At 68.8% G+C, this 23752-nt stretch carries 25 protein-coding genes and 2 pseudogenes; 13 read left to right on the forward strand and 14 right to left on the reverse strand.

Translation table 11 applies throughout. The features are described from left to right. Nucleotides 1-27 precede the first annotated feature (27 nt). Nucleotides 28-822 carry a hypothetical protein gene (locus ITJ60_RS08860; RefSeq protein WP_221180579.1) on the reverse strand — a complete coding sequence of 265 codons (795 nt, stop codon included), beginning with the start codon at nucleotides 820-822 and terminating at the stop codon, nucleotides 28-30. 239 nt (nucleotides 823-1061) lie between these two features. Here ITJ60_RS08860 and ITJ60_RS08865 point away from each other — a divergent pair, with 239 nt between their 5' ends. The 4 genes and pseudogenes from ITJ60_RS08865 to ITJ60_RS08880 all read left to right on the forward strand — a co-directional run bounded on the left by ITJ60_RS08865 (nucleotide 1062) and on the right by ITJ60_RS08880 (nucleotide 4333). Continuing rightward, nucleotides 1062-2144, forward strand: a complete 1083-nt coding sequence (locus ITJ60_RS08865; protein WP_194647683.1) for a sensor histidine kinase — start codon at nucleotides 1062-1064, stop codon at nucleotides 2142-2144. A 5-nt stretch (nucleotides 2145-2149) separates the two neighbouring features. Next, on the forward strand, nucleotides 2150-2809 hold the full coding sequence (locus ITJ60_RS08870) for a response regulator transcription factor (protein ID WP_323749130.1): 660 nt from the start codon (nucleotides 2150-2152) through the stop codon (nucleotides 2807-2809). A 112-nt stretch (nucleotides 2810-2921) separates the two neighbouring features. Further along, nucleotides 2922-3173: pseudogene (locus ITJ60_RS08875) on the forward strand (ArsR/SmtB family transcription factor); the annotation flags it as partial. 287 nt (nucleotides 3174-3460) lie between these two features. Next, complete coding sequence (locus ITJ60_RS08880; protein WP_194647686.1) at nucleotides 3461-4333, forward strand: universal stress protein; 873 nt, start codon at nucleotides 3461-3463, stop codon at nucleotides 4331-4333. Between the two features lie 63 nt (nucleotides 4334-4396). Here ITJ60_RS08880 and ITJ60_RS08885 read toward each other — a convergent pair whose 3' ends face one another. From ITJ60_RS08885 to ITJ60_RS08910, 6 genes are read right to left on the reverse strand one after another with little or no spacing between them, the layout of a single operon-like run. Further along, on the reverse strand, nucleotides 4397-4804 hold the full coding sequence (locus ITJ60_RS08885) for a pyridoxamine 5'-phosphate oxidase family protein (RefSeq protein WP_194647687.1): 408 nt from the start codon (nucleotides 4802-4804) through the stop codon (nucleotides 4397-4399). Nucleotides 4805-4815: 11 nt separating this feature from the next. Then, nucleotides 4816-5454, reverse strand: coding sequence for a response regulator (locus ITJ60_RS08890; protein ID WP_194647688.1), 639 nt, complete (start codon nucleotides 5452-5454; stop codon nucleotides 4816-4818). Then, on the reverse strand, nucleotides 5451-7151 hold the full coding sequence (locus ITJ60_RS08895) for a GAF domain-containing protein (RefSeq protein WP_194647689.1): 1701 nt from the start codon (nucleotides 7149-7151) through the stop codon (nucleotides 5451-5453). Before ITJ60_RS08895 ends, ITJ60_RS08890 begins: the two co-directional genes overlap by 4 nt. Beyond that, nucleotides 7148-7993: a universal stress protein gene (locus ITJ60_RS08900; protein WP_194647690.1), complete on the reverse strand. Its 846-nt coding sequence runs from the start codon at nucleotides 7991-7993 to the stop codon at nucleotides 7148-7150. The genes ITJ60_RS08895 and ITJ60_RS08900 overlap by 4 nt, the downstream gene beginning before the upstream one ends. Continuing rightward, a complete protein-coding gene (locus ITJ60_RS08905) occupies nucleotides 7990-8877 on the reverse strand; it encodes a universal stress protein (protein WP_194647691.1) in 888 nt (295 codons plus the stop codon). Before ITJ60_RS08905 ends, ITJ60_RS08900 begins: the two co-directional genes overlap by 4 nt. Continuing rightward, complete coding sequence (locus ITJ60_RS08910) at nucleotides 8874-9776, reverse strand: universal stress protein (RefSeq protein WP_194647692.1); 903 nt, start codon at nucleotides 9774-9776, stop codon at nucleotides 8874-8876. The genes ITJ60_RS08905 and ITJ60_RS08910 overlap by 4 nt, the downstream gene beginning before the upstream one ends. A gap of 466 nt (nucleotides 9777-10242) precedes the next feature. On the opposite strand from ITJ60_RS08910, the gene ITJ60_RS08915 reads away from it, so the two are divergent. Continuing rightward, complete coding sequence (locus ITJ60_RS08915; protein ID WP_194647693.1) at nucleotides 10243-10656, forward strand: Asp23/Gls24 family envelope stress response protein; 414 nt, start codon at nucleotides 10243-10245, stop codon at nucleotides 10654-10656. A gap of 136 nt (nucleotides 10657-10792) precedes the next feature. On the opposite strand, the gene ITJ60_RS08920 is transcribed toward ITJ60_RS08915, so the two are convergent. The 5 genes from ITJ60_RS08920 to ITJ60_RS08940 all read right to left on the reverse strand — a co-directional run bounded on the left by ITJ60_RS08920 (nucleotide 10793) and on the right by ITJ60_RS08940 (nucleotide 15759). Then, the gene (locus ITJ60_RS08920) at nucleotides 10793-12706 is read right to left on the reverse strand and encodes a heavy metal translocating P-type ATPase (RefSeq protein ID WP_194647694.1); all 1914 of its coding nucleotides are present in this window, start codon (nucleotides 12704-12706) and stop codon (nucleotides 10793-10795) included. After that, entirely contained in the window at nucleotides 12699-13088 is a 390-nt protein-coding gene (locus tag ITJ60_RS08925; RefSeq protein WP_194647695.1) for a DUF805 domain-containing protein, read from the reverse strand. The genes ITJ60_RS08920 and ITJ60_RS08925 overlap by 8 nt, the downstream gene beginning before the upstream one ends. Continuing rightward, nucleotides 13085-13747: a hypothetical protein gene (locus ITJ60_RS08930; RefSeq protein ID WP_194647696.1), complete on the reverse strand. Its 663-nt coding sequence runs from the start codon at nucleotides 13745-13747 to the stop codon at nucleotides 13085-13087. Before ITJ60_RS08930 ends, ITJ60_RS08925 begins: the two co-directional genes overlap by 4 nt. 65 nt (nucleotides 13748-13812) lie before the next feature. After that, a complete protein-coding gene (locus ITJ60_RS08935; RefSeq protein WP_194647697.1) occupies nucleotides 13813-14484 on the reverse strand; it encodes a BON domain-containing protein in 672 nt (223 codons plus the stop codon). A gap of 204 nt (nucleotides 14485-14688) precedes the next feature. Next, nucleotides 14689-15759 (reverse strand): 2,3-butanediol dehydrogenase, encoded by a 1071-nt coding sequence (locus tag ITJ60_RS08940; protein WP_194647698.1) that lies wholly within the window; start codon nucleotides 15757-15759, stop codon nucleotides 14689-14691. Nucleotides 15760-16004: 245 nt separating this feature from the next. Here ITJ60_RS08940 and ITJ60_RS08945 point away from each other — a divergent pair, with 245 nt between their 5' ends. From ITJ60_RS08945 to ITJ60_RS18845, 4 genes and pseudogenes are all read left to right on the forward strand, one after another. Next, on the forward strand, nucleotides 16005-16382 hold the full coding sequence (locus tag ITJ60_RS08945) for a VOC family protein (protein ID WP_228510003.1): 378 nt from the start codon (nucleotides 16005-16007) through the stop codon (nucleotides 16380-16382). Between the two features lie 135 nt (nucleotides 16383-16517). After that, nucleotides 16518-17342 (forward strand): universal stress protein, encoded by an 825-nt coding sequence (locus ITJ60_RS08950; protein ID WP_194647700.1) that lies wholly within the window; start codon nucleotides 16518-16520, stop codon nucleotides 17340-17342. A 44-nt stretch (nucleotides 17343-17386) separates the two neighbouring features. Continuing rightward, nucleotides 17387-17812 carry a BON domain-containing protein gene (locus ITJ60_RS08955; protein WP_194647701.1) on the forward strand — a complete coding sequence of 142 codons (426 nt, stop codon included), beginning with the start codon at nucleotides 17387-17389 and terminating at the stop codon, nucleotides 17810-17812. Further along, nucleotides 17809-18792, forward strand: a pseudogene (locus ITJ60_RS18845) (lysylphosphatidylglycerol synthase transmembrane domain-containing protein); the annotation flags it as partial. The gene ITJ60_RS08955 and the pseudogene ITJ60_RS18845, both read left to right, overlap by 4 nt. Nucleotides 18793-18811: 19 nt before the next feature. On the opposite strand, the gene ITJ60_RS08960 reads toward ITJ60_RS18845, so the two are convergent. After that, nucleotides 18812-19324, reverse strand: coding sequence for a DUF1003 domain-containing protein (locus tag ITJ60_RS08960; protein ID WP_323749131.1), 513 nt, complete (start codon nucleotides 19322-19324; stop codon nucleotides 18812-18814). A 188-nt stretch (nucleotides 19325-19512) separates the two neighbouring features. On the opposite strand from ITJ60_RS08960, the gene ITJ60_RS08965 reads away from it, so the two are divergent. Next, on the forward strand, nucleotides 19513-19947 hold the full coding sequence (locus ITJ60_RS08965; protein WP_194647702.1) for a pyridoxamine 5'-phosphate oxidase family protein: 435 nt from the start codon (nucleotides 19513-19515) through the stop codon (nucleotides 19945-19947). Between the two features lie 370 nt (nucleotides 19948-20317). On the opposite strand, the gene ITJ60_RS08970 is transcribed toward ITJ60_RS08965, so the two are convergent. Next, entirely contained in the window at nucleotides 20318-20782 is a 465-nt protein-coding gene (locus ITJ60_RS08970) for a DUF2231 domain-containing protein (protein ID WP_194647703.1), read from the reverse strand. Nucleotides 20783-20906: 124 nt separating this feature from the next. Between ITJ60_RS08970 and ITJ60_RS08975 the strand changes: the two genes are divergently transcribed. Genes ITJ60_RS08975 through ITJ60_RS08985 form a run of 3 tightly spaced genes read left to right on the forward strand, consistent with a single transcriptional unit; the run spans nucleotide 20907 to nucleotide 23672 of the window. Further along, nucleotides 20907-21626, forward strand: coding sequence for a VIT1/CCC1 transporter family protein (locus ITJ60_RS08975; protein ID WP_194647704.1), 720 nt, complete (start codon nucleotides 20907-20909; stop codon nucleotides 21624-21626). A 1-nt stretch (nucleotide 21627) separates the two neighbouring features. Beyond that, complete coding sequence (locus ITJ60_RS08980) at nucleotides 21628-22311, forward strand: response regulator transcription factor (protein ID WP_194647705.1); 684 nt, start codon at nucleotides 21628-21630, stop codon at nucleotides 22309-22311. Beyond that, the gene (locus ITJ60_RS08985; RefSeq protein ID WP_194647706.1) at nucleotides 22308-23672 is read left to right on the forward strand and encodes a sensor histidine kinase; all 1365 of its coding nucleotides are present in this window, start codon (nucleotides 22308-22310) and stop codon (nucleotides 23670-23672) included. The genes ITJ60_RS08980 and ITJ60_RS08985 overlap by 4 nt, the downstream gene beginning before the upstream one ends. Nucleotides 23673-23752 lie beyond the last annotated feature (80 nt).

Raw genomic sequence — 23752 nt, forward strand, 5'->3', positions numbered from 1 at the left:
GGGGTCTCGGTCAGCGGGACCAGGCGATCACGACGAGAGCTGCTCGTGGGCGTCGGTGCGCACGCGTTCGTGGCGGCCGACGGAGATCCATGCGATGAGCGCTGCGATGACGGCGAGGAAGACGATGCTGGTGGTGATGGTCCCGATGCCGAGTCCGCCGTCGTGCGTCGGCTGGGAGAGCAGGTCCCCGGTCGAGGCGCCGAGCGGGCGGGTGAGGATGTACGCGATCCAGAAGCAGGTGACGGCACCGCGACGGCCGATGAACCAGACGGCAGTGACTGTCGCGATCGCTGCCGCGAACAGCAGCAGGGACGGCAGGTAGCCGAGGCCGGTCTGCTCGGCGATGAGGTCACCGGCTGCGGTGCCGAGAGCGAAGGTGAACAGGATCGCCAGCCAGTAAAACGCTTCCCGCCTGGTGGTGTCGATCTTGTGGATCGAGAGCGTGCGCTCGCTCCGGTACCAAACGATGAACACCACGGCGAGAGCGACCGCGAACACGGTCGTGCTCACACCCAGCGGAACACCGAGCCCGTCGGTGAGGTTGTCCGTGATGCAGGTCCCGACAATGCTGATCAGCACGACCGTGACCCAGTACGTGACCGGCCGGTAGGCCCGCGCCCGGAACTGCAACACCAGGAACACGACGAGCACTGCGGCCATCACGGCCGTCGTCAGCGGGAGACCGAACCCGAGGGTGTCGCTGAGCAGATCGGCTGCGGTTTCACCGACGGTCGTGGCGAGGACCTTGATGATCCAGAACGACGGAGTGGGGTCGGGGACCTTGTTGCGCAGTGGGCGGGGCCGGGCGGTCAGCTGGGTCATGGCGTGCTCCTCGTCGTGCCGTGGGCCTCGAGCCCTGGTCGGTGCAACGACGGTATGAAAGGGCCTGCAAGACTTCACCAAGAAATCCGGATGGCCCGATTGGATCCGCTTCCTGGGCGTTTTCTTGCACTGAGTGACGAAACCTGGACCGGTGCTTTTCGTCGGCGGTCCCGATCTCGATCTCGATCTCGATGGAGCGCCAACCGGCCGGACGTCGATAGCAGGAACGGAGAGACCAGATGAGCAGCACACCATGGCATCGACTCATCGATGCCACTGCACGTTGGTCGCTCCGTCGTGCACCGGACCGGGATGCGGATCGACTCGCCTCTCAGCGTTCGGTCATTGGCATCGCCGTCCGCGTCGCGGCAGTGTCAGCCGCGTTGGTCGTCGGCATCATCGCTCTGGTCGTCGCGTACGTGCTCTGGCAACTCACCCCCGGACAGCAACGCGAGCAGCCCGGTCCGTTCGACGTGCACATCACCCTGGACACGCTCGATCTGACGGTCGCGATCATCGGGGTCGGCGGGCTCGCGATCGTCTTCGCGGGAATCGCGTCCTGGTTGATCGCGCGTCGCGCGGTCCGCCCGCTGACTGAGGCGTTGCGCGTGCAGCGGACGTTCGTCGCCGATGCCAGCCATGAACTTCGCACACCGCTCGCTGTCCTCCATGCCCGCGTGCAACGACTCCGCATGCAGACGCCCGTCGACGATCCGCGCCGCGTCATCGTCGACGATGTCACCAGCGACACGCGGATCCTGATCGACATCGTCAACGACCTGCTGGAAGCCGCTGCAGGCACGCCTTCCGAATCGGGTGTCGCGCGCCTGGAGGTGGGACTATCAGGGCTGCGTCGTGACATGAGCGTGCTTGCCGACGAGCGGCAGGTGCGTCTCTACGTGATCGACCACAGCGCCAGCGTGGGCCTGACGCCGACACAGCTGCACCGCTGTCTCGTCGCGCTCACGGACAACGCCATCGGCCACACCCCACCGGGCGGCACCGTCACCGTGACCACGACGCCGGAACACGACCGCGTGTGCGTCCGCGTGCAGGACGACGGCTCCGGCATCTCCGGGATCGAACCGACGCGGGTGTTCGACCGGTTCGCACACGGCACCGGCCACGGCGCGGACTCTTCCGGAACCCGCACAGGGAACGGCATCGGGCTTGCCCTGGTGCGTGAGATCGTGGTCCGCGCCGGCGGTGACGTCACCGTCGAATCCACTGGTGATCACGGTACCGTCTTCGCGCTCCGTATCCCGACGGTTCACGCAGCGACGTCCGTGCCGACCATCACTCGTCGCGCGGGCGGAAGATGATCGCCATGAGACAACGGCTGCTCCTCGTCGAGGACGACCCCAGGCTCGGACCGCTCGTCGCCGAGGTACTCAGCGACGACTGGGATGTCGTCCTCGCGTCCGACGGTGAGCAGGCACTCGTCACGGCAGTGGAACGGTACTTCGACGTCATGGTCGTCGATCGACGGCTCCCCGGCATGGACGGCACCGAGTTCATCAGCGCCATCCGGAGCCGGCGGATCAGTACCCCGGTGCTCATGCTCACCGCACTCGGCGAACTCCACGACCGCGTGTCCGGTCTCGACGCCGGAGCGAACGACTACCTCGTGAAACCGTTCGAGTTCGACGAACTCGCCGCCAGACTCCGGGCACTCACCCGCGACTACACCGGCACCGGAACCGGCGTGGAGATCGGAGGCTGGACCTTCTACCCCGACGACCACAGCATCCACTCGCCGTACACCGGTCGGGTCCTCCTCACCGAGAAGGAAAGCTCCCTGCTCCGGGTCCTCGCCGCTGAACCCGCGCGCGCATTCTCGCGGAAGCACCTGCTCTCCGCCGTCTTCGAACACGGCGAGCAGGAGAACACCGTCGACACGTACGTGCACTACATCCGGCGGAAGACCGACCGCGACCTCATCACCACGATCCGCGGCACCGGCTACCAGCTCGGCACGCCAACCTGACCTTCCCCACACCAGCCGCCAGCACGGCGACCTGAGCGTGTCCGCTGACCGATCCCCTACCGGGCAGGACCGCCAGGTGCGGAGGTGAGCAGGCGACCCTTTTCCGTGAACGGTCAAGGCGATCGCGGACCCGGCGCGGCTCCGGCTGATCTCGATGGTCGCCGCGCACGACGGCGCCGAGGCATGCGTGTGCGACCTGCAGGAACCGCTCGGCCTGTCGCAGCCGACAGTGTTGCACCACCTCAAGGTCCTCGTCGACGCAGGGATCCTCCGCTGTGAGAAGCGCGGCATCTGGGCGTACTTCTCCCTCGTTCCCGGCGCCCTCGACACCCTCGACACCCTCATCACCGCACCGACGAAGTAGGCGTTGGGCGAGCCCAGCGGATACTTGTCGCGGAGAATAGTGCGGAATTCGTCGGCCCATGGGAGGGCCGTACGGGCTTCGCGCTATGTCTTCGGTGTCCGCGACGTACGATTCGAACTCGGCTTCCAGCGGTCATTCGCTGATGACGGCGTTCTCGAATCCCGGTTGAGGTTTCCGTAGGACGTTCGGCCCTCCTCGTGCTGCTGTCAGTCTCGTACCGTCCAGGTGACGGCGTACCCAATCGTCGAATCGCGGAGAGCGGGCGCATCCCGCGAGGAGGAGACAACATGACCAGGTACACCGTTGCGATCGATGAGTCCCCAGCTGGTTGGAAGACCGTCGAGTGGGTCAGCACGTGCGTCGGCCAGCCGACGGACAGTGTTCGGCTGCTGACCGTGAGCGAGTTCTACGGGGAAGCATTGACCCGGTCGGAGCAGCGATTGCATAAGGCTGCCGCGTTCCTGCGCAAGGCGCACCCGGACCTTGTGGTCGAGGAAGACGTGACGGGGGGCCCGACCGCGGACCGGCTCGTCTTCGATGCCGGCGACGGCGATGTCCTGGTCATCGGTGGCAACCAGGTGCACCGGTTCCTCTCCGCGCTGTCCGGCCGGGTCGCGGAGCGGGTGGTCGCGCACGCGGTGACGCCGGTCGTCGTCGTCCCCGAGCGTTGGGTCGCAAGTACAGGGCCGGTGGTGGTCGGTGTGGACAGCCGCACGGCCGCGTCCGCGCTCGCCTTCGCCGCGGATGTCGCGTCGCAGCAGGGCCGAAGGTTGGTGTTCGTCCGCGCGTGGGAGCTGCCGTCGGTGGCGTCGCCGTACGGGATGGTGTACCTCGACACGGACCGGAAGCTGTGGGAGCACGAGTCGCAGCTGGAGCTCGACGCAGCAATCCGCGCCGTCAGCCGCTCGCACCCGGATCTGGTCAGCCGTGCGGAGATGCGACAGGGGTCCCCGCGGCATGTGATGCTCCGCGCTGCGGAGGAGGCATCCCTCGTCGTGGTCGGTCGGCGTCACCGCACGGCGATCGGTGCGTTCTTGCTCGGCTCGGTCGGTGAGACCCTGATGCACGACGGGCAGACGCCGGTGTGCATCGTCCCACCGTTGCGTGTCGCTGCGATCCGGCGCGAGGCTGTCGCTCAGACGACGTCCAGACGGGCGTAGTCGGCTGGTATGGCCGCCGCTTAGGCGGCGCGGAAGGTCCCGCGGTAGCGGGACCTTCGTGAGTCAGCGTGCTTGGTCGAAGAGTCGCCCAGTGACGCTCGTGGGCGTGATCGTGATGTGATGTGTCTTTGCGGGGGCGAACATGGGACGAATCTCGCTGCCCGCGGGGGTGGGGGCGGTGATGGTGGCGTGGCCGCGGACAATGACGCTCCATGCAGTCCACCCATCGTGGCCGTCGGCTTCGAACACCACTGATTCGTTGACGTCAGCTGCTGCGATAAGCGCCGTGCTTGCCGTCGCGAAGCTGATGACGCGTTCCTGGGCCGCGTAGTTCACGGGGCGGATATCGATGGCACTGTCTCGGATGAAAACGATGCGGCCGGTGCGGGAGTGCTGCAGCCATGACCAGCACTGGTCAGGTTCGAGCAGCAGCGTCACCGGGAACGTGTTCGGCGGGTTGGAGGTCGGCATCGGGTTGCCTTTCAGTTCACGGGTGGAGTGATGGTGTTCGTCGCGCCGTAGACGGCTGCTTGGGTGCGTCGTGCCATGCCGAGTTTCGCGAGCAGCCCGGAGACGTAGTTCTTCACGGTCTTCTCCGCGAGGTCTAGGCGTTCGGCGATCTGCCGGTTTGTGAGCCCGGCTGAGATCAGCGTGAGGACTTGCCGTTCCCGCATGGACAGGTCGGGGTCGGTGCTGGGCAGAGCGTGCGCGAGTCGGTCGCCGACTCGCGCTGTCAGCGCTTCCGGGAGCAGCCGCTCGCCGGCGGCGGCGCGGCGGATGTCGCTGACGAGGGACTGTCCGCGGATGTCTTTCACGACGTAGCCGGCGGCGCCGGCGAGGACGGCACCCTCAGCCGCGGCTTCGTCGTCGTATGCGGTGAGCATGAGGCACGCGATGTGTGGGAACGCGGACCGGATGTCGCGGCATGCGTCGATGCCGCTGCCATCCGGGAGCCTGACGTCGAGGACGACCACGTTCGGCTGCGTCGCGGCGACCCGGCCGAAGGTCTGCGCCACGGTCGCTGCTTCGCCGACGACGTCGAGGTCCGCTTCGGCATTGATCAGTTCGGCGACACCTCGTCGCACGATCTCGTGATCATCGAGCAAGAACACCGTTGTCATCGTCCTGCCCCGCTTTCGTCGTCCGGACGCAGTGGAACTGTCCACCGGACCTCCGTGCCGCCTCGCTCGCCTTTGGTGAGCGTGCAGGACCCGCCGCTCTGCTCAGCGCGGGCGGTGAGGTTCGCGATGCCGCTCTGCCGTTGCTGTGCCCCGGGGAAGGGACCTGGACCGTCGTCAGTGACGACGACGGTGAGCGTTCGGTCCTTCGTGGTGATCCGGAGCTGGCAGGACGCCCCAGGGGCGTGACGGGCCACGTTGGTGATCGTCTCGCGAACCACAGCGATGAGGTCGTCGGCGAGTTGGCCGTGCACGTCGAGATCAACGGGTCCGGAGAAAGTCACCTGTGGTGGGACGGCAAGCGAGGGCGCGATCGATGCGATCGTGGAGAGCACCTGGTCGCGGACCGAGTCCGTGCGGGGCCGTTCGATGGCACCGAGTGCGAAGATCGCGGTTCGGATCTCGCTGATCGCCGCGTCGATGTTGGTGACCTGTTCCTCGAGACGTTCCCGCAGCGCCTCGGGCCCGTCGCGGGCAGTCGCTTGGAGGGCCAGTCCGGTGCCGAAGAGCCGTTGCACCGCGTGGTCGTGGAGATCGCGGGCGATCCTGCTGCGTTCCTCGGCCCGGTCGAGTGCGCTGCGGTCGTGGCGGCTCCGTGCGACGGTGAGCACGACGCTGGTCTGCCGGCCGAACTCCGCAGCCATGGACAGTTCCGCCTCGGTGAACACGGCACCACCTGGAGCGCGTGCTGCGACCAACGCTCCGAGGGCGCCGCCGAACGCGCGAAGCGGGATCGCGATGGTCGGCCCGAGCGCGGGTTGCCAGTCGGCGACTGCAGGCGTAGTACTGAGATCGCTCGATACAGCGCGTTGCGCCGTCATCGCGTCACCGGCGAGGGTCCCGCGGATGTTGTACTCGCGGCCGCGCACGTCATGAGCGGCCGTTCCGGACGCGGCGGTGACGCGGATCGTTTCCGGGATGCCGGACGGTTCGACGATGCACACCAGGTCAGCTTCGACGAACGCTCCGACGCGCTCGACGACCATCGTCAGGACATCGGAGACGTCATCATCGGCTAGGAGCGCCGCGGTGACTTCCGAGGTGGTGGTTGTCCACTGCTCACGCAGTTGCACGTGCTCGAAGAGTTGGGCGTTGTCGATTGCGATACCGGCGGTCGCGGCGAGGGCGCCGGCGAGTTCCTCGTCCTCATCGGTGAACCCCGCATCGGCGGCGCCGTGCAGGCGGAGGGTGCCGTAGACGGTGTCACGGACACGGATTGGCACCGTGATGTGCTGCGACCCCGCACCTTGCAGCTCCGCCGAGGTGTCGTCTCCGATGTGGACGGAGCGTTCCGTTCCGCCGATCGCGCTGGAGACGGTCAGGACGCCGGAGCGCGCCGCGACGAGTTCGACGGCAGCCTCGACGACGGCGTGCAAGGTGTCGGCGAGGTCGAGGTGCTCGACGATGCGCCGGTTGGCGCTGAGGAGGCTCCGCAGCCTGCCTTGGGTGCGGAGCACAGCGTGGGCGTGTTGGACGAGGTCGGTGACGTTGCGTTCGAGATCTGATCGCGCCACGTCGGGGAAACGCAGTTGTCGTTCCATAGGGTTGGTCCCCTCCTGGGGTGCCCTGCACGCTAGCCCCGTGACGATGCGGGGACGGTCATTCCGGCAGCGGTGCGGATGGTCGACCGGCGCGGTCACTGCATGGCGGGTTGCCACGTGGGCGGGACGACGCAGACCGGTGTGCGGGTGCGGTGGAAGAGATCGCGTGCAGTGGAGCCGAACACGGCGCCGCCGATCGTTGTGCGATGTTTCCGCCCGACGACGATGAGCGCTGCGTCTGCCGCCACCTCGATCAGCGCGCGTGCCGGGGAGCCCTCGGCGAGCAGTTCGCGCACGTCGACCCCGGGCGCTTCTGCCCGGAGGACAGCCGTTGCGTCAGTCAGTTCAAGTTCGGCGCCCTCGCGGAACAGCTCGGGCCGCTCCGCGAGGGTCACGGGATGCGCGCCCATCGGGATCGGGAGCTGCCACGCGGACACAAGACGCACCGTGCTCCCGGCACGTGCTGCCTCCCGCGCGCTGAACACCACCGGAGGATCGGGCTCACCTTCGGCGATTCCGAGGACCACGTCGCCGTCGCGGATGTTCGCGTCATCGGCCACGACGACGGTCGGGACCGCGGCGAGGGTAGCGAGCGCTTCGGGCAGCGACCCGGCGAGGGCAGAGCGGATGATCCGTGAGCGGTGTGCACCGATCACGAGGAGGTCGCTTCGTTCAGATGCGTCGAGAAGAATCTGTTTCGGAGATCCAGCGCGGAGTGTGACGCTGACGGTTGCGTTCACGTTCTCGGCGGTGATGAGGTCACCGAGGTCCTGGAGCCGAGCCCGGGTCGTGTCCCAGTATGACTCCGCCTCGTACCACTCGATTGCGTGCACCAGTTCAACGCGCATCGGCCCGGTTCGTGCGCGGTGCGCCACCCACCGTAAGGCGGCATGCGCGCCAGTGCTGTCATCGATACCGACGGCGATCCGTTCGACGCTCATGATGCGGACCGCTCGAGGGTGTCGGTTCCGGATCGCTGAGGCGATTCCGTGGTTGTGGTCCGCGGGACGATGCAGACGGGGGTCTGGCTGTCGTGGATGAGTCGATGCGCGACCGATCCGCCAAGCGCACCACCGAGCGTCGTGAGGTGGTTCCGGCCGATGACGAGGAGCGTCGCAGCGACGGCGACGGATGCCAGAACCCGACCGGGGGTTCCCTCGAGCAGCAACGACCGGATGTGCAGACCCGGGAACCGAAGCGTGATGATCCGGGTCGCGTCATCGAGGACGCGACGCGCGTGCTCCTCGTGACGCGCCGGGTCGCCGAGCGCCGCGAGTATGCCCCCTTCATCGGTGCTCGGTGCGCGCCAGGCCCGGACGAGCACCAACCCGAGTCCGCGGGAACGTGCGGCACGCGCGGCGGCGTCGAGGGCGGGTACCGCGATGTCGTCGTCGACGCCGTGGACGACATCACCTGCACCGCGGGCCCAGTCTGATGGCACGACGACGGTGGGGACGGTCGACTGTGTCGGGATGCGCTCGGGCAACCACCCATCGAGTGCGGTGCGGATGGGGTGGTCCCGGCGGGAGCCGATGACGAGCAGATCCGTGTGACGGGCAGCGTCGACGAGCACCGTCGCCGCGTCGCCGAACCGAATGTCGAACCCGATCACGGAGCCGGCGCTCCCTGCAAGGCGGCGTTGCACCTCAGCGAGGTGCGCTCGGGCTGCGACAGGGCCCGACCCCATGCTGTCCATTGCAGTGATCAGTTCGATGTCACATGGGTGCGCTCGTGCGTGGTCTGCGACCCAATCCACCGCCCGGTTGTTCGCGTCGTGGTGGTCGATCCCAACCACGATGCGGTCGCGGCTTGTCGGCCCGTTCATCGTGCACCCAATACGGTGCGGACTGCGATGTCAGCCTTCAACTGAGCAATCTGCGCATCGGTATTGGCAGCGCTGGAGCGCACGGTTGCGTCCGGCGGGACCGTGGCGACGGGGATACCGGAGTCACGCAGCAGTTGCTGCCCGACTGAACCGAACAACGCGCCGCCGAACAGCGTGTGGTGCCGGCGGCCGACCACGAGCAGTGATGCCGACGTGGACAGCCCAGCGATGACATCACCGGCGCGCCCTTTTCGGACGGCCGTTCGGATGCGGAGGCCAGGGAACTGCTCCAACATGATGCGGGCGAAGTGCGCGACGAGCTCTTCGGCCTGGCGGGCCCAGATTGCTCGATCCTCTTCGACGTAGGCGTACCCGTAGGGGGTGGAAACGGTCGGCACCTGCCAGGCACGCACGATCGTCATCTCACACCCCGCGGCCAGGGCCCGCTCGGCCGCGAACTGGAGGGCAGCGCCGGAAGTGTCCGCGTCAACGCCGACGACGACACTTCCGGGACGTTCTTCCCAGTGTTCAGGAACAGCGATGACGGGGATCGTCGAGTTCGCGGTGACACGTTCCGGTACCCACCCAGACAGGGCCCGAGCAATCGGAGAGGCCTGCCGGACGCCGATGACGAGAACATCCGCGCCGGACGTGGCTGCCGCCGCGGTCTTCGTTTCCGACACGTCGTCGGTGATGACCAGCTGACGATGCCGCTGGTGCAACTGCTGACGTGCCGCCAACAGCCACCCGGCCCTGACCTCGTCCATCCCCGCATGCTGCTGCCCACCGACCAGGACGATTTCGACACGGTCGCCGTCTGGGCGGACGTTCCGCTCGATCCAGGCGAGAGCGTTCCGGTCGGCGATGGTCCCGTCGATGCCGATCCTGTACTGCGTCATGCTGTACTCCTTGACCTTCCGGCCGGAGGAAGCCCCGCCGACGCTTGAAACGGTAGGTCCGGGACCGCCAGCTGATCAGTGCCGAAGGTCCCACGCCCGCAGAACGCAGCACTTTTCTGATCGTCACTCAAGGCGTGGGGCGTTGTCCCCTACCCGGTGCCGGTGCCCGTATCGAGGCTCAGGGCATGACCCACACACCTGACTTCGAACCCTCCGACGTGGCCACGCAACCGTTCAACGTCAGAGCCCTGCAGGCCGCGATGCGAGTAACGCAGGGGCCTGACATCCTAAGTGGCAGCACAGTTCTCTCCTGGGGTGTGCAGAGCGTTCGACGTGGGACGTTCGACCCTGCGTCGACGGCGGTGCCGACCGTACGGTTCATCGCAGAGGCACCGATTGACCGCATGAGCGGCCGCGAACTGCCTCGTGGACCTCACCACACGTTGGTGAAGTAGGAGCCCCCACCATGACCGCCACTGCACCCTCCATCTCGACCGACCAGAGCACCAACGAACTCGGCACCACCACGATCGAACGCGACGTTGTCTCGAAAGTCGCCGGGATCGCCGCCCGCGACGTCGAAGGCGTTCACGCGCTCGGCGGAGCCACCCGCCGCGCGATCGGCGTCGTCCGCGACGCAATGAACAACACCGACCTCAGCCAGGGCATCGCCATCACGATCACCGACGACACGGTCAGCGTCGACGCTACCCTCTCCGCCGAGTACCCCATCGGCCTGCAGAAGGTCGCCTCCGACGTCCGCTCAGCAGTGGTCCTCGCCGTCGAGACGATCGTCGGCATGGAAGTCACCGCGGTGAACGTCACCATCAACGACATCTTCACCCCCGACCACGCGACGGACGCAGAGCCGGCGGAATAGCACCAAGCCACCACACTGACCAAGAACCCCGAGCCGCACGACAGCCCGGGGTTCTTCGCTGTGCGCCAACACTCGCGCGGACGCCCGAGTGCCCGTGGCGAGAACGTCCGCCAATCATCCCTGTCAAGCTCCGAGATCAGGTCGTGGGTGTCGGCGGCTGCGCTCGCGCGGTCCAGACGTCTCTGCCACGGAGCGCCCGCAGCGCGTTGAGCACCGTCGCGAAATCGAGGACTTCCTGCAGCGCTGCTCCGACGGTCGCCGGGATGGCTCCGGTCGAGGCGACGATCATCAAGACCATGCTGACGACGACTCCGATCCAGATGCTCTGGTACACGACACGCACGGTCTGTTGACTGATCGCGACGGCACGGCCGACGCGTGCGAAGTCATCGACGAGGATGACGGCCCCGGCTGTCTCACTGGCTGCGGTGGCACCGCGAGCCCCCATGGCCATGCCGACGTCGGCGGCAGCGAGGACCGGTGCGTCGTTGATGCCGTCACCGACCATGAGCGCTGGCCGCGCGGTGAGCCCGGCCACCGACGCGACCTTGTCACCGGGGAGGCAATCGGCCTCGAACGCGTCTGCTCCGACGACGCCGGCGATGTGACGAGCAGTCGAGGGAGCGTCGCCGGTGAGCATGATGATGCGCTCCACCCCGAGTTGTCGTAGCAGGTGGATCGTCTCAGGAGCTTCCGGTCGGACCGGGTCGGACGCGACAATCGTGCCGGCGAAGGCGCCCCCGATGGCGACGTACACAGCCAGTTCGCCGCCGACGAGCGGGGCCGGCGGAACATGGTGGCCCTCACTGCGGATGAAGGCCGCCGTGCCGATGGAGACCCTCTGCCCATCGACCGTCGCCGAGATGCCCTGAGCTTCCTTCTCTTCCGGCTCGCGCGCTTCTGCGATCGAGAGATGCTTCTCCTCCGCCGACGCGACGATCGATGCGGCGAGGACGTGCGAGGAGAGCCGCTCTGCCGAAGCGACGACCGCCAGGAGCGCATCGGCGGTCCACGGGGCGACCGGATCGATCCGAACGACCTGCGGGCGACCGGTCGTGAGGGTGCCGGTCTTGTCCACGACCACTGTTCGGATCCGGGAAAGGTTCTCGAGGACTGCCCCGCCCTTGACGATGACGCCGTTGCGGGCAGCGCGACTCATCCCTGCGATGAACCCGATCGGTGCTGCCAGCAGGAGCGGGCACGGCGTGGCGAGGACGACGACCTCAGCAAAGCGAACGGGATCGCCGGACAGCCACCAGGCGAGCCCGGCAATCGCCAACGCGATGACGGTGAACGGGATCGCGAAGCGGTCGGCCAACCGGACCATCGGGGCCTGATGCTTGGACGCATCGGCCACGAGCGCGACCACGGCCTGGTACTGACTGTCGCGGGCGAGGCGCTGCGCGGTGAGCGTGATCCCGGTTGCTCCGGTGACACAGCCACTCGGGACCTCATCGCCGCGTCGTCGCTCCACGGGCATGCTCTCACCGGTCAGGGGTGAGTCGTCGAAGACGGCGGACCCGGTGACGAGCACTCCGTCGACGGGGACGACTTCACCAGCCCGAACCATGAGGTGATCGCCGATCCGGACGGAGTCGACGGGGAGGTCTCGGATCTCCTCGCCGTGGACGAGGTGGGCCAGGCGCGGAGCTCGGTCGACGAGTGCGTCGAGGTCACGTGTGGCGCGCCGTTGGGCGAAGTCCTCGAGCGCGCTGCCGCTGGCGATCATGACGACGATGATGAGAGTCGCGACGACCTCACCGGTGAGGACGGTCGCAAGGATCGCGATCACCGCCAGGACGTCGACCCCGAACGTCCCACCGATCATCTGGCGCACCATGCGCACGGCGAGGAGCGCAGCGGCTCCGAGGCCGAACCACACCAACACGGTCCGTGCCGGTCCGATGTACCCGGAAGCCCAGAGGATCGCGGCGATGACAGCGACGACCGCAGCGGCGATCAGGAGCCACGACGCTGCTTTCCACTGGGCGGGCTTGCGCGCCGGCGCGAGCGGGTCTTCCTTCGCCGGCATCTCGCTGCGGTCACCCATCCGCGGGCAGCGGCTCGGGCACGGTGTACTGCGCCGGTTGTGGCATCTGCGGCCAGCGCGGGTTCGCCAGGTGCACGGCGAGCACGATGACCCCGGCGATCGGCAGGAGCAGCCAGAACAACTCCGGCCAGGCGCGTCCCGCGTCGCGGAGCCGCCGCACCGCCACCGCGAGGAGCGGCAGAATCGTCGCGACCCCGAAGACACCGGACAGGCTGGCGCCGAGATACGTCGTGCCCTCGTTCGTCACGATGTTCATCGAGTTCAACGCGAGATCCCCGAGCGCAACGAACAGTGCGAACCACCAGAACTCCGGCCGCGTCGCGATCCCGGTGAAGTCGCCGAAGCGGCGGAGCGCGCAGCGGACTGCATCCCAAAAGCTCACGATGTGCCCCTCAACAGCGGTGTCGGCGTCGGCCGGACCTGCTGGAGCCCGACCAGCTGTGTAAAGACGTCCAGCTCGAGCTCCTGCTCCTGCTCCTGCTCGTGGTCGCTGTCCGCTGGGCGGCTTATCCCGAGCCAGATCGATCGGTCGTGCCCGCCACTGACGAGTCGCTCACCGCACCGCACCGCTAGGACCCCGACGGGCAGCAGCACGGCGAGCCGTTCCAGGTAGAGCACGACGATCGGACCAACCGACGTCGGCACACCGAGCGCGACCTGGTTTCCGGCGACGATCGTCGCGGCGAGCTGCACGGCGAGCACTGGCGCCGGAACGCCGTCATCGACGATGAGTTCGACGGATCCGATCGCCGTCGGCTGCGAGGCCAGACCGTCACGGTCAGAGATCACGATCGGTGCGACAGCGGTGATCCGGGCGATGTTGCGAAACAGCCGATCGCTGCGACCGACGTCGCGCGCCCCACGGCGCACGCGGGACCGATCCGGATCGGTGCGGTCGAGGCTCGCGGTGTGGTCCACCGCCCGTTCACTCGACAGCGCGAGCAGTCCTGCTCGGTGTCCTATGGTGAGCCGTGCCCACGCGGTGCGCCGGTGGTCCGCGATGACCGGCGGCCGCACAGTCGTGATGGTGTCGATGCTCATGGTCGGGTCCTCTTCTGGTAAGCAGGGCCGGGTCGTAGGCAGGAGCCAGCGACCCGGCGGTCGGGTCAGAGCGTGATGCGTAGGTCGTTGTGGACTTCGGTGACGTGGGGTGAGGCCCACGCGGCGGCTTCGGCCTGCTTGCGCTCGACGTAGGAGCGCACCTTGCCGGTCAGCGTGACGATGGTGCCGGCGACGGCAACTTCCAGGCGGTTGGCGTCGAGCGTCGCGTTCCGGACCAGGGCCTTCCGGATGTTCTCCGCGGTCTCCGCGACGGACGCGCGGGGAACCAGGGTGATCTCGTTCACGACGAACGCGACTCCCTTGATGTGCTCGACCCTGCGCCGGACCCACTCGCGCTGGTAGTTCCACTCCACTTCGCCGCTCAGGGTGACGGTGTGGCCTTCGACCGTGGCTCGGACAGATTCGGGGAAGTTCGCAAGGACCGCGATGGCGCGCTTGACGTCGGCGGCGACGTCGGTCTCTGACACCGCCCACACGTACGACGCGTGGTGGATGACGAGGTCGTCGACGACCGTGGTCACGCCAGCGGTGCGCAGTGCGGCGTGTTCCGCGGCGATCCGTTCCGGGTGGTCTTCGATCTCTCCGGAGAGCGTGACGACCCGGTCCTGGACGGCGACGCCGATGCGGGCATCGTCGATCTCGGGACTCCAGAGCAGTTCGTCCTGAACGGCCTGCTGGATGTCGTGATCCGTCGTGGCGAGTGTGCCGGTGCTCATGGTGATGCCTTCCGTCGACGCAGTTCCGCGTGCCGCAACCATGACCCACGTCGAGCACTGCTGGCAGGGCACAAGGTCCCTGTCATGAGCGCAATGTTTGACCGCTGATCCGCCGGTTTCGGGCATCCGCGATGTTCAGCGGCATCATCGGGCACGGGTCCAGTGCGACTGGTCGCGGCGGGACGTCCGGCCGTTCCGCCGAGGTCATGACGTCGGTCCGTTCGGCGTGACGAGGATTTTGACCGCGGTCTCGCGGTGCTCGATCAGCGCCTGGAATCCGTCCGGTACGAGCCGCTCCAACGGGATCCTCGCGGTGATGAACGGTCCGAGGTCGACCCTCCCGGTCCGGACCAGGTCGATGGTCGCGGGATGGTCGTCTCGGTACGCGATCGTGCCGCGCAGGTCGAGTTCCTTCAAGACGACCTTCTGGATGTCGATCGATGCACGGGAGCTCCAGATCGACACGTTCACGATCACGCCGCCCGGGCGGACCACGTCGATGAGTTGGTCGAGGACCACCTGCACGCTGGAGCACTCGAAGCCGACGTCGGCTCCGCGCCCGTCCGTGAGTTCGAGGACCCGTGCGGGGACGTCGTCGGTCGTCGGGTCCAGCACGTGGTCGGCGACACCGGTGTTCGCGGCCATCGCCTTCCGAGCGGCACCGGGTTCGGAGATGATCACGGTCAGCCCCTCGGCGTGCAGCACGGCGGCGAGGAGGAGGCCGATGGGTCCGGCTCCGCCGACGAACGCGATGTCCCCGGACGTCGCGCCGCTCCGCATCCACGCGTGGTGGGCAACGGCGAGCGGTTCGATGAGCGCGGCTTGGTCGAACGGGATGTCGCCGATCGGATGCACCCAGCGCTGGTCGACGACGATGCGTTCGCTGAGCCCACCGCCGCCTCCGGCGAGACCGATGAACCCCATGCTCGTGCAGAGGTTGTAGCGGCCGGCGATGCACGGCGGGCAGTGACCGCACACGAAGTACGGTTCCACGACGACGTGCTCGCCGACGTGCAGGTCCGTGACGTCATCGCCGACCTGCGTGATGGTGCCGGAGAACTCGTGGCCCATCGTGACGGGCACCTGCTCGTGTGTCAGCGGGTGCGGGTGGCCGACGGGCGGGATGAAGATCGGACCGTCGAGGTACTCGTGCAGATCGGTGCCGCAGATGCCGCACCAGGCGATGTCGATGGTCACCGCCCCGGGGCGGGCCTGCGGGTCCGGGATGTCGTCGATGCGGATGTCACTTTGTCCGTGGAAGCGTGCTGCCCTCATGGTGTGCTCTCTCGTCGGGTCGGGGCGGCGAAGGTGCCGTCAGCTGAGCTTCGCCTCAAAGCCGCACTGCCCACAGAGCCAAAGGTCCTCGATCGCACCGACTCCCGGGACCTTCAGCCCTGCCCTCCGGCCGTCAGTCCGATGAGAGTTGCCGCAGCGGATCCTGACGGGCCGAACCTCGGCGGCGTCCCGATCCGATCGGGAAGGACCATTCCACGGTGATCATGTCGTCGGCAGTCATGTTCGTGTCTGAACTCGAACGCTCGATCCGGTTCTACGAACGTCTCATGCAGGTGCGGGCACGGCTCGTCACTGGCACCGCAGCGCTCCTCGAGACGCCTCAGCACCAGCAGCTCTACCTCCGTGCCGTCGGTGACCGCGCCACGCACCCTCTCGGAGCCGTCGGCATCCAGTACCTGGTGTGGGCGGCGGCGAACCCCGAAGAACTCGAGCGCTGCGAGGCGGTCCTGCGCGAGCAGTCGTCGCGGGTCACCCGACGGACCGTCGACGAGATCGACGTGGTCGAAGGGGTGGGACCGGACGACGTGCCGATCCTCGTCACGTTCCCCGGTCCGGAGCAGTTCCGCCGCACCGAGATCATCCCGCGGATCTACCGCTGGTGAGCAACGCGGACGCCGGGTGACTGCACGGGCCGTTCGGCCCTGTGGTGGCCGGCGCCGTGCGTCCAGGATCGTCCTGACCGGTGACCCGGGTCCGTCCAGGACCGGCGTCCCGGACCGAGCAGGAGGAACCCCGCCATGACCAGCTACACCATCGGACTCGACGACACCAGCAGCGGACGAGCGGCCTTCGACTGGGTGAAGTCGCTGCCACTCGATGCCCGAGACGTGGTGAAGGTGGTGACCGTCACGGAGTTCTTCGGCGAGGCGTCGGGTTCGGCGCGGCGGCGGCTCGTCGACGCCGCCGCCGCACTGCGCCGGGAACACCCGGGGGTCAACGTCGCGGAGATCTCCGCGGAGGGGCCGACCGTGCAGCGGCTGATCACCGAGGCCCGCGGCGGCGATCTGCTCGTCATCGGCTCGCACCGGGAGCGCATGCTGCGGTCCATGGCCACCGGTTGGCTCCCCGAACGCATCGCCGTCGCGTCCTCCGTGCCCACGGTCGTGGTCCCGGATGACTGGAACCGCTTCGACGGCGATGGTGACGTCGTGGTCGGCATCGACACGATCGACGAGGCGAACGCCGCTGTCGTGGGCGCCCGGTTCGCGGAGGTGTTCGGCCGATCGCTGCAGCTCGTCTCGGCGCGTCCGATCCCGGTCGGTGCCGTGGTCGCCGGCGGGCGGACCGCCGCGGTCGGCCTGGCGCAGATGCGCGCGCAGGACGCGGAGCTCCTGGAAGCGGTCATGGAGCGGGTCCGCACCCGGTACCCGGCCGTGCACGTCCGCGCGGAAGCCGTCGACGGCGATCCGATCGACGTCATCAGTGCCGCCGCGACCGATGCGCTCATCGTGTTCATCGGACGCGAGCACCACACTGCCGCCGGCGGCGCACTGTTCGGCTCGGTCGGCATGAACCTCATCCACGGATCCCGCACACCCGTGTGCGTCGTCCCGACCGCGTGACCGCCGTGCGCAGACCCCTGCTCACCACGCGCACCGTCGACACCGTGACCGAACAGTGGCGCGCATCCGCCGCGCTCGACGCGACTGGCCTCACCGCATCACTCCGGATCGACGAGGAACGCATCGTGCTTCGCGGGGACACCGGGTGCCACGCCGATCGGGCCCTCGCACTCGAGATCGCGGAAGCGGTCGCAGGCGCCGATGCCGTCCGGAGCGAGATCACGATCCGGCCCCTGCTCGTCGGCGCTGACGACTCCGACGGCACGGTCGCGGCACGCGTCGCCGCGGCGCTGGAGGTGCTGCCGGGTGGCGGCGCCATCACGGTGACCGTCGTGGACCACGTCGCGACCCTGCACGGTGTGGTGCCCGACACCGCGACCCGCGTCGCGGGTCACGCGGCGGTGGCGCGGACGGAAGGCGTCCACTTCGTCGACAACCGGCTGACGGTCCTCGAACGGGCAACGCCGTGACGGACGGGAGGCGCGGTGCACGCCCTCACCGTGCCTCCCGTCCGGCGCTCCGACGGCTGCTCTGGATCGTCGTCACGCTGGGCGCGCTCGGCTGGGCGGCCGCGCTGGCGGCACCGGAGGTGCCGACCGCACTGGCGACGGTCCGATCGCTCGGGACGGCGACCCCGCTGCTCCTGGGGACGGCGCTGCTGGCCGAGGCCGGTTCGCTGCTCGTGTACTCGCTGCTCACACGAGCGCTCCTCGCCCGGGACGCACCGACCATGCCCGTCGTCGTGGCGATCGACCTCACCGCGTTGGGATTGCGGAGCGTCGTCCCCGGCGGTGCGGCGGTGTCGGCCACCCTGCGGCTCCGCAGCTTCTCGCGAGCCGGGGTCCCGCTCGCCCGGACCACGGCGATCGTCGTCGTCCAAGCGGTGCTGGTCGCCCTCGCGCTGTGTTCGTTGTTCGCGATCGGGCTCGCAGTCTCCGCCGGGCGGTTCGCGTCCGACGAGTGGGTCGTCGTCGCGGCGGCGGTGGTGGCCGCCGTCATCGCCGGAGCGGTCCTGCTCGTGTGGTTCTGCATGCGCCGGCTCGGCCGCCTCGAACGGACGGCGGTCAGGGCCACCGTGCCGTTGCGGCGGTGGTCGGGCCGGTTCACCGAGGCCCGCGTGACCGCGTTCGTGCACTCCCTGGGGCTCGGTGTCCGGATCCTCGTCGACGCCCCGCGGTCCGCTGGCACCGCGTTCGCACTCGCCCTCGGCAACTGGGTCCTCGACGTCACAGCGTTCGGCCTCGTCTGCACGGCGGTCGGTGCGAGTCCCGGCCTGTCGGTCCTGCTCGTCGTCTACGGTCTCGGCAACCTGCTGGCGATGCTCCCGATCACCCCTGGCGGGGTCGGCATCGTCGAGAGCGCCATGGTCTCCGCGCTCGTGCTGACCGGCACACCATCGGGCGCCGCCCTCCTCGCGGTTGTCGGGTGGCGCGTGCTGGAGTACTGGCTCCCGATCCTCGCAGCTGGTGTCAGCTACCCGATCCTCCGCGTCGGGCTGCGCCGAGAGGCACGACGTCGGGCTGCGGGAAAGGTGCACGTTCCGGCCCCGGCACCGTCCGGACCAGGATCGCCTGGAGGTCAGCGAGCATGAGCAGCTGACGGTGGTTGATCTCGAGCAGCGCCTCGATGTCCACCTTCGCGGCCGCGTTGGTGTCGAAGTCGTGTTGCGCCAGAGCTGCAGCGATGCCGTCCTGCCGTTTCGCCGCGATCAGCAGGATCGCGCCCTGCAGGCCGGCGAGCATGCTGAGGAACAGGTTCAGCAGGATGTACGGGTACGGGTCCCATGCGACTCCCACCGTGTTGACGGCGGCCCAGACGAGCATGAGAACGACGAACCCGCCGACGAATCCCCAACTGCCCATCTTGTTGCGCATCGCGTCAGCCGCCCGTTCACCACGGGTGAGGGACGAATGGTGCCGTTGGTGCCAGGTCAGCCGGGGCTCGGAGCGGGCGCTCCGGCGCGGGGTTCCGGTGGTGTCCATGAGCGGTGCCTCTCGAGTGCGATGCGGATCCCGACGGACCCGGCACCATCCCAGTCGACGGCGGTCGGTTCGGCCAGAGCCGAACGTCCCGGGAGCGGAGGGACGGGCCCTTCGGCCCTGTGCACCGACTGCGAGTGGCCGGAGACTGACGACAGCCATCTCGGTCGAACCAGCAGGAGGACACGATGATGAACCGCCACAGCGTCGCACGGAGCACCGCCGAGATGCTCGACCCAGCCTCCCCGGCCGTCGCACTCGAGCCGTACCAGTGCTGGACGCGGCTGCAGACCTCTCGCACCGGCCGAATCGTCACCGTCGGGTCGGGCCGCATCGAGATCCGGCCGGTGAACTTCGTCGCGGACGGACACTCGATCGTGTTCGACACCTCGAGCGAGGTCGTGCGCTCCGCGGCAGCCGAGCACCGTGAGGTGGTCTTCGAGGTCGACGAGCACGACGGGTGGAGCGTCTGGAGCGTCATCGTGCGGGGAACCCTGGCGGAAGCGGAGGACCTCGACCTGCCCGAAGGCACGGAGTTGCGCTCCATGCTCCCCACCGTGAAACGGACGCGGCTCCGCGTCACTCCCGACGAGATCACGGGTCGCCTGTTCGACCAGGCGCCCTGAACATGGCCAGCGCAAGAACTCCGCAGCGCGTCCGGCCACCGGAGCCCGAGATCCTGCCGAGCATCCGCGACGGGATGATCGCTCGCTGGTCCGGCGCCGGCATCGTCGGGCGCGGATCGGCGCAGCTGTCGACGTCGGCGGCAATGAGGTCATCCTCACCGGGACGCACAACGGCGTCCTCGATCAGTGCATCACGCTCTGCCCCACCGATCCGACGAGGAGCGTCTGGACGATCGTGCGCCGATGTGGGCCCACGACGATGAACTGAGCCGGTTCGCCGGCACGGACGGGCACGTCCTCCGGTCGACCTTGGTGCAACTCACCCCGCATGCACAGTTCGGGATGCGACAGCGCGCCCTACATCGCGTTCTCAGCCCTTCCAGACGGACTCGGCGCCCGCGTGACCGATGATGACGACCTCGATCATCGAGACGACGCCGACCGTGAGCAGCAGCACCGGGCCGACGATCGCGACTGCCCGCAGCGCGCCGCCGCTCGTCATCCGAGCTGTCCCGAACCGGTGCCATCCCCACCACAGCAGCAGGAGCACGAAGACCGCGATCGACCAGGGCAGCAGCCCGTCGGCGAGCTCGGTGTGCCGCTCGAGCAGCGCTGTTTCCTGCTCGCGGTGTTCGAGCCACTCGCCGGACGAGGTCGCCAGGGGGACCGAGACGAGAGCGACCAGCCCGATGATCGGTGCGCCGACTGCGAGCCACCGTCGCGCTGCCGGCCAGACCGCGACCACGATCGCGGTCAGTGCCGCGACGGGGACCGCGACGGAGGTCAGGTGGACGAAGAGGGGGTGGAGCGGGATCCCGCCGAACTGCCAGTCCATGACGGCCTTTCACGTCGTGCGCCGGACGGTGCCGGCGGTGTTCGACCAGACAACAGGATCCTGCGGTCCGCGTCGTTCGAAACCTCACACGAACGGGGCGACCCGGACATGGTTCGCTGTGACCATGAGCACCTCGGAGCCGCACGCGGGCGAAGCACACACGGGCGACCTCGCTGCGCGCCTGAACTGGCTGCGAGCCGGGGTCCTCGGCGCGAACGACGGGATCGTGTCGACGGCGTCGATCGTCGTGGGCGTCGCCGGCGCCTCGTCATCCGTCCCGGCGATCGCGACCGCGGGGATCGCGGCGCTCGTGGGCGGTGCCGTGTCGATGGCGCTGGGGGAGTACGTGTCGGTGAGCAGTCAGAAGGACAGCCAGCAGTCCCTCATCGAGAAGGAACGCCGTGAGCTGGCCGACGACTCAGTCGCCGAGCTCGAGGAGCTCACCCAGCTGTGGCAGGGCCGTGGTCTCCGACGGTCCACGGCCGAACGTGTGGCGTCCGAACTGACCGAGCGGGATGCCCTCGCCGCGCACCTGAGCACCGAGCTCGGGATCGACGAGGACGAGGTGGTCAGCCCGTGGCACGCCGCGTTCGCGTCGGCGGCCGCGTTCTCGATCGGTGCCGTCCTGCCGCTGCTGGCGATCCTCCTCTCGCCCGAGGCCGTCCGGGTGCCCGTGACGTTCGTCGTCGTCCTCGTCGCACTCGCGCTGACCGGGGCCACGGGCGCCCGGATCGGAGGAGGCTCGGTGCGGCGTGCGACCGCACGCGTGGTCGTCGGCGGAGCCCTGGCCCTCGCGGCGACCTTCCTCATCGGATCCCTGCTCGGTACGAGCGGGGTGGTCTGAGATGGCGAACATCCTGGTGGTGGAGGACGACCCCGAGATGGGCGCCCTCGTCGAGCGCGGTCTGACCGGCGAGGGGCACACGGTCACGGTCGTGACGGACGGCGTCGCCGCACTGGTCCAGGCTCGGACGCAGTCGTTCGACGCCGCAGCGATCGACGTCATGCTCCCCGAGATGACCGGCTTCGAGGTCTGTCGACGGCTTCGTGAGATGGGGTCGGACTTCCCGGTGGTCCTGGTCACCGCACGCGACGCCGTGGACGACCGGGTGTTCGGGCTCGATTCCGGGGCCGACGACTACCTGACGAAGCCGTTCGCGATCGCCGAACTCAACGCGCGGATCCGGGCGCACCTGCGCCGTCGTGCCGCCGGTGGGACGACCGTCGTGGAAGCCGGCGCGGTGCGGCTCGACATCGTGGCCGTGCGCGCGTCAGTGCGTGGGCGGGACCTGCCGTTGAGCGTCAAGGAGTTCTCGCTCCTGCGGTTCCTCATGCAGGGAGCACCCGACACGCGCACCCGGACCGAGGTGCTCGAGGAGGTCTGGGGGAGCGCCGAGCACTTCGACCCGACCATCGTCGACCAGTACGTCAGCTACGTGCGCAAGAAGCTGCAGGCCTCGGACGCCGACGTCGCGATCCGGACGGTGCGCGGTGTGGGCTACGCCCTCGAGGTCGTGCCGGCCGCATGAGGTTCCTGCGCCGCCTGTCGATCCGTGCCCGGATCACCCTCGGGAGCCTGCTCGTCGGCGCCGTCGTGCTCTCCGGGGTCGCGATCGTGCTGCACGTGCAGATCGAACGCGCGACGCTCGAGACCGACCGCTCCCTCGCATCCGGCGATGCGGCGCCGTTCGTGTCCGATCTGCGGCACAACCCGGACGAGCCGCCTGACCGTCCGGCCGAGGACGTCCTCGTCGGCATCCGGTCAGCGTCCGGAGACTGGGTCGTGGACTCCCTGCCGCGCGACGTCCGCGCCGTGTTGCCCGCGTCGGTCCCGGACGACGACGTCACGCTGCGACTGCACACCGGCCACCGTGTCGTGACGGTCGTCGGTGTCCCGGTCACGAACGACGCCGGTTCGTTCGTCGTGTGGGCCGCGCACGACGGACGGGCCGGGCAGGAGACGGTGGCGCGGGTCGACCGGTCACTGGTCGCCGGCACGGTCCTTGCGCTGCTCGCCTTCGCGGCGACGGCCTGGCTGCTGTCGACCATTGCCCTCCGTCCGGTGGGGCGGATGCGCCGGACCGCCGAGCGCCTCAGCGCCGGGAACGGTGGCGGCCACCTGCCTGTCGGCGCGTCCGACGACGAGCTCGCGGCCCTCGCCCGGACGCTCAACACGTTCATCGACCGGCAGCGTGAGAACACCGAGCGGGAGCGGCGGATGGTCTCGGACGCCAGCCATGAGCTCCGCACGCCGCTCGCTGCCCTCACCGCCCGACTCGAACTGGCACACCGCTCGTCGGGCGACGCCGTCGCACTCGAGCGCGAGCTGCGCGCCGCCGAGGGCGATGCGGCACGGCTGGTCGCGCTGGCGAACACCCTCCTCGAACTCAGCCGGCTGGACGAGGCGGAGCGTGTTCCGTCGACGTCGGCCGCTGCGCTCGTCACGGAACTCATGGGGTCGATCGACCGCGCTCGCGCCATAACACACGTCGGGGCGCGCGACATCGACTTCGCCGTCGACCTGACGGCGCCGGAGGAGCACTACGGACTCGAGCCCGCGGCGTTCGCGCGGGTCGTCGACAACCTCGTCGCCAACGCGATCGCCGCGGGGGAGGACGGCGGGGTGGTCCGGGTCACGCTCGAGCAGTCCGCCGACGGTCGACTCGACCTGTGCGTCGTCGACGACGGACCCGGTGTCCCGGACGACTTCATCCCGCGCGCCTTCGACCGCTTCACCCGGGCCGACAGCGCCCGACGTGCCGTCCTCGGCGGGAGCGGCCTGGGGCTGGCCCTCGTCCGAGGCATCGCCGAACACGCGGGCGGGACGGCGGACCTCCGCAACGCGGCGTCCAGCGGCGCCGTCGCGACGGTCAGCGTCCCCGCGCGCTGACCGGGATCCCGGTCCGCGCCGATCACTCGAGGTCTCGAACGAACGGGGCGCTCCGTTCGGGGTCCGTCCACAGGACCGCT

The organism is Curtobacterium sp. VKM Ac-2884 (assembly GCF_015350945.1).
GTDB lineage: Bacteria > Actinomycetota > Actinomycetes > Actinomycetales > Microbacteriaceae > Curtobacterium.

Coding starts and splice junctions, on each gene's coding strand:
- ITJ60_RS08950 (WP_194647700.1), top strand. CDS start 16,518: ATGACCAGCTACACCATCGGACTCGACGACACCAGCAGCGGACGAGCG.
- ITJ60_RS08900 (WP_194647690.1), bottom strand. CDS start 7,993: ATGAGCGTCGAACGGATCGCCGTCGGTATCGATGACAGCACTGGCGCG.
- ITJ60_RS08960 (WP_323749131.1), bottom strand. CDS start 19,324: ATGGACACCACCGGAACCCCGCGCCGGAGCGCCCGCTCCGAGCCCCGG.
- ITJ60_RS08885 (WP_194647687.1), bottom strand. CDS start 4,804: ATGCCGACCTCCAACCCGCCGAACACGTTCCCGGTGACGCTGCTGCTC.
- ITJ60_RS08915 (WP_194647693.1), top strand. CDS start 10,243: ATGACCGCCACTGCACCCTCCATCTCGACCGACCAGAGCACCAACGAA.
- ITJ60_RS08910 (WP_194647692.1), bottom strand. CDS start 9,776: ATGACGCAGTACAGGATCGGCATCGACGGGACCATCGCCGACCGGAAC.
- ITJ60_RS08865 (WP_194647683.1), top strand. CDS start 1,062: ATGAGCAGCACACCATGGCATCGACTCATCGATGCCACTGCACGTTGG.
- ITJ60_RS08860 (WP_221180579.1), bottom strand. CDS start 822: ATGACCCAGCTGACCGCCCGGCCCCGCCCACTGCGCAACAAGGTCCCC.
- ITJ60_RS08870 (WP_323749130.1), top strand. CDS start 2,150: ATGAGACAACGGCTGCTCCTCGTCGAGGACGACCCCAGGCTCGGACCG.
- ITJ60_RS08905 (WP_194647691.1), bottom strand. CDS start 8,877: ATGAACGGGCCGACAAGCCGCGACCGCATCGTGGTTGGGATCGACCAC.
- ITJ60_RS08880 (WP_194647686.1), top strand. CDS start 3,461: ATGACCAGGTACACCGTTGCGATCGATGAGTCCCCAGCTGGTTGGAAG.
- ITJ60_RS08975 (WP_194647704.1), top strand. CDS start 20,907: ATGAGCACCTCGGAGCCGCACGCGGGCGAAGCACACACGGGCGACCTC.
- ITJ60_RS08940 (WP_194647698.1), bottom strand. CDS start 15,759: ATGAGGGCAGCACGCTTCCACGGACAAAGTGACATCCGCATCGACGAC.
- ITJ60_RS08965 (WP_194647702.1), top strand. CDS start 19,513: ATGAACCGCCACAGCGTCGCACGGAGCACCGCCGAGATGCTCGACCCA.
- ITJ60_RS08980 (WP_194647705.1), top strand. CDS start 21,628: ATGGCGAACATCCTGGTGGTGGAGGACGACCCCGAGATGGGCGCCCTC.
- ITJ60_RS08985 (WP_194647706.1), top strand. CDS start 22,308: ATGAGGTTCCTGCGCCGCCTGTCGATCCGTGCCCGGATCACCCTCGGG.
- ITJ60_RS08970 (WP_194647703.1), bottom strand. CDS start 20,782: ATGGACTGGCAGTTCGGCGGGATCCCGCTCCACCCCCTCTTCGTCCAC.
- ITJ60_RS08935 (WP_194647697.1), bottom strand. CDS start 14,484: ATGAGCACCGGCACACTCGCCACGACGGATCACGACATCCAGCAGGCC.
- ITJ60_RS08920 (WP_194647694.1), bottom strand. CDS start 12,706: ATGGGTGACCGCAGCGAGATGCCGGCGAAGGAAGACCCGCTCGCGCCG.
- ITJ60_RS08930 (WP_194647696.1), bottom strand. CDS start 13,747: ATGAGCATCGACACCATCACGACTGTGCGGCCGCCGGTCATCGCGGAC.
- ITJ60_RS08890 (WP_194647688.1), bottom strand. CDS start 5,454: ATGACAACGGTGTTCTTGCTCGATGATCACGAGATCGTGCGACGAGGT.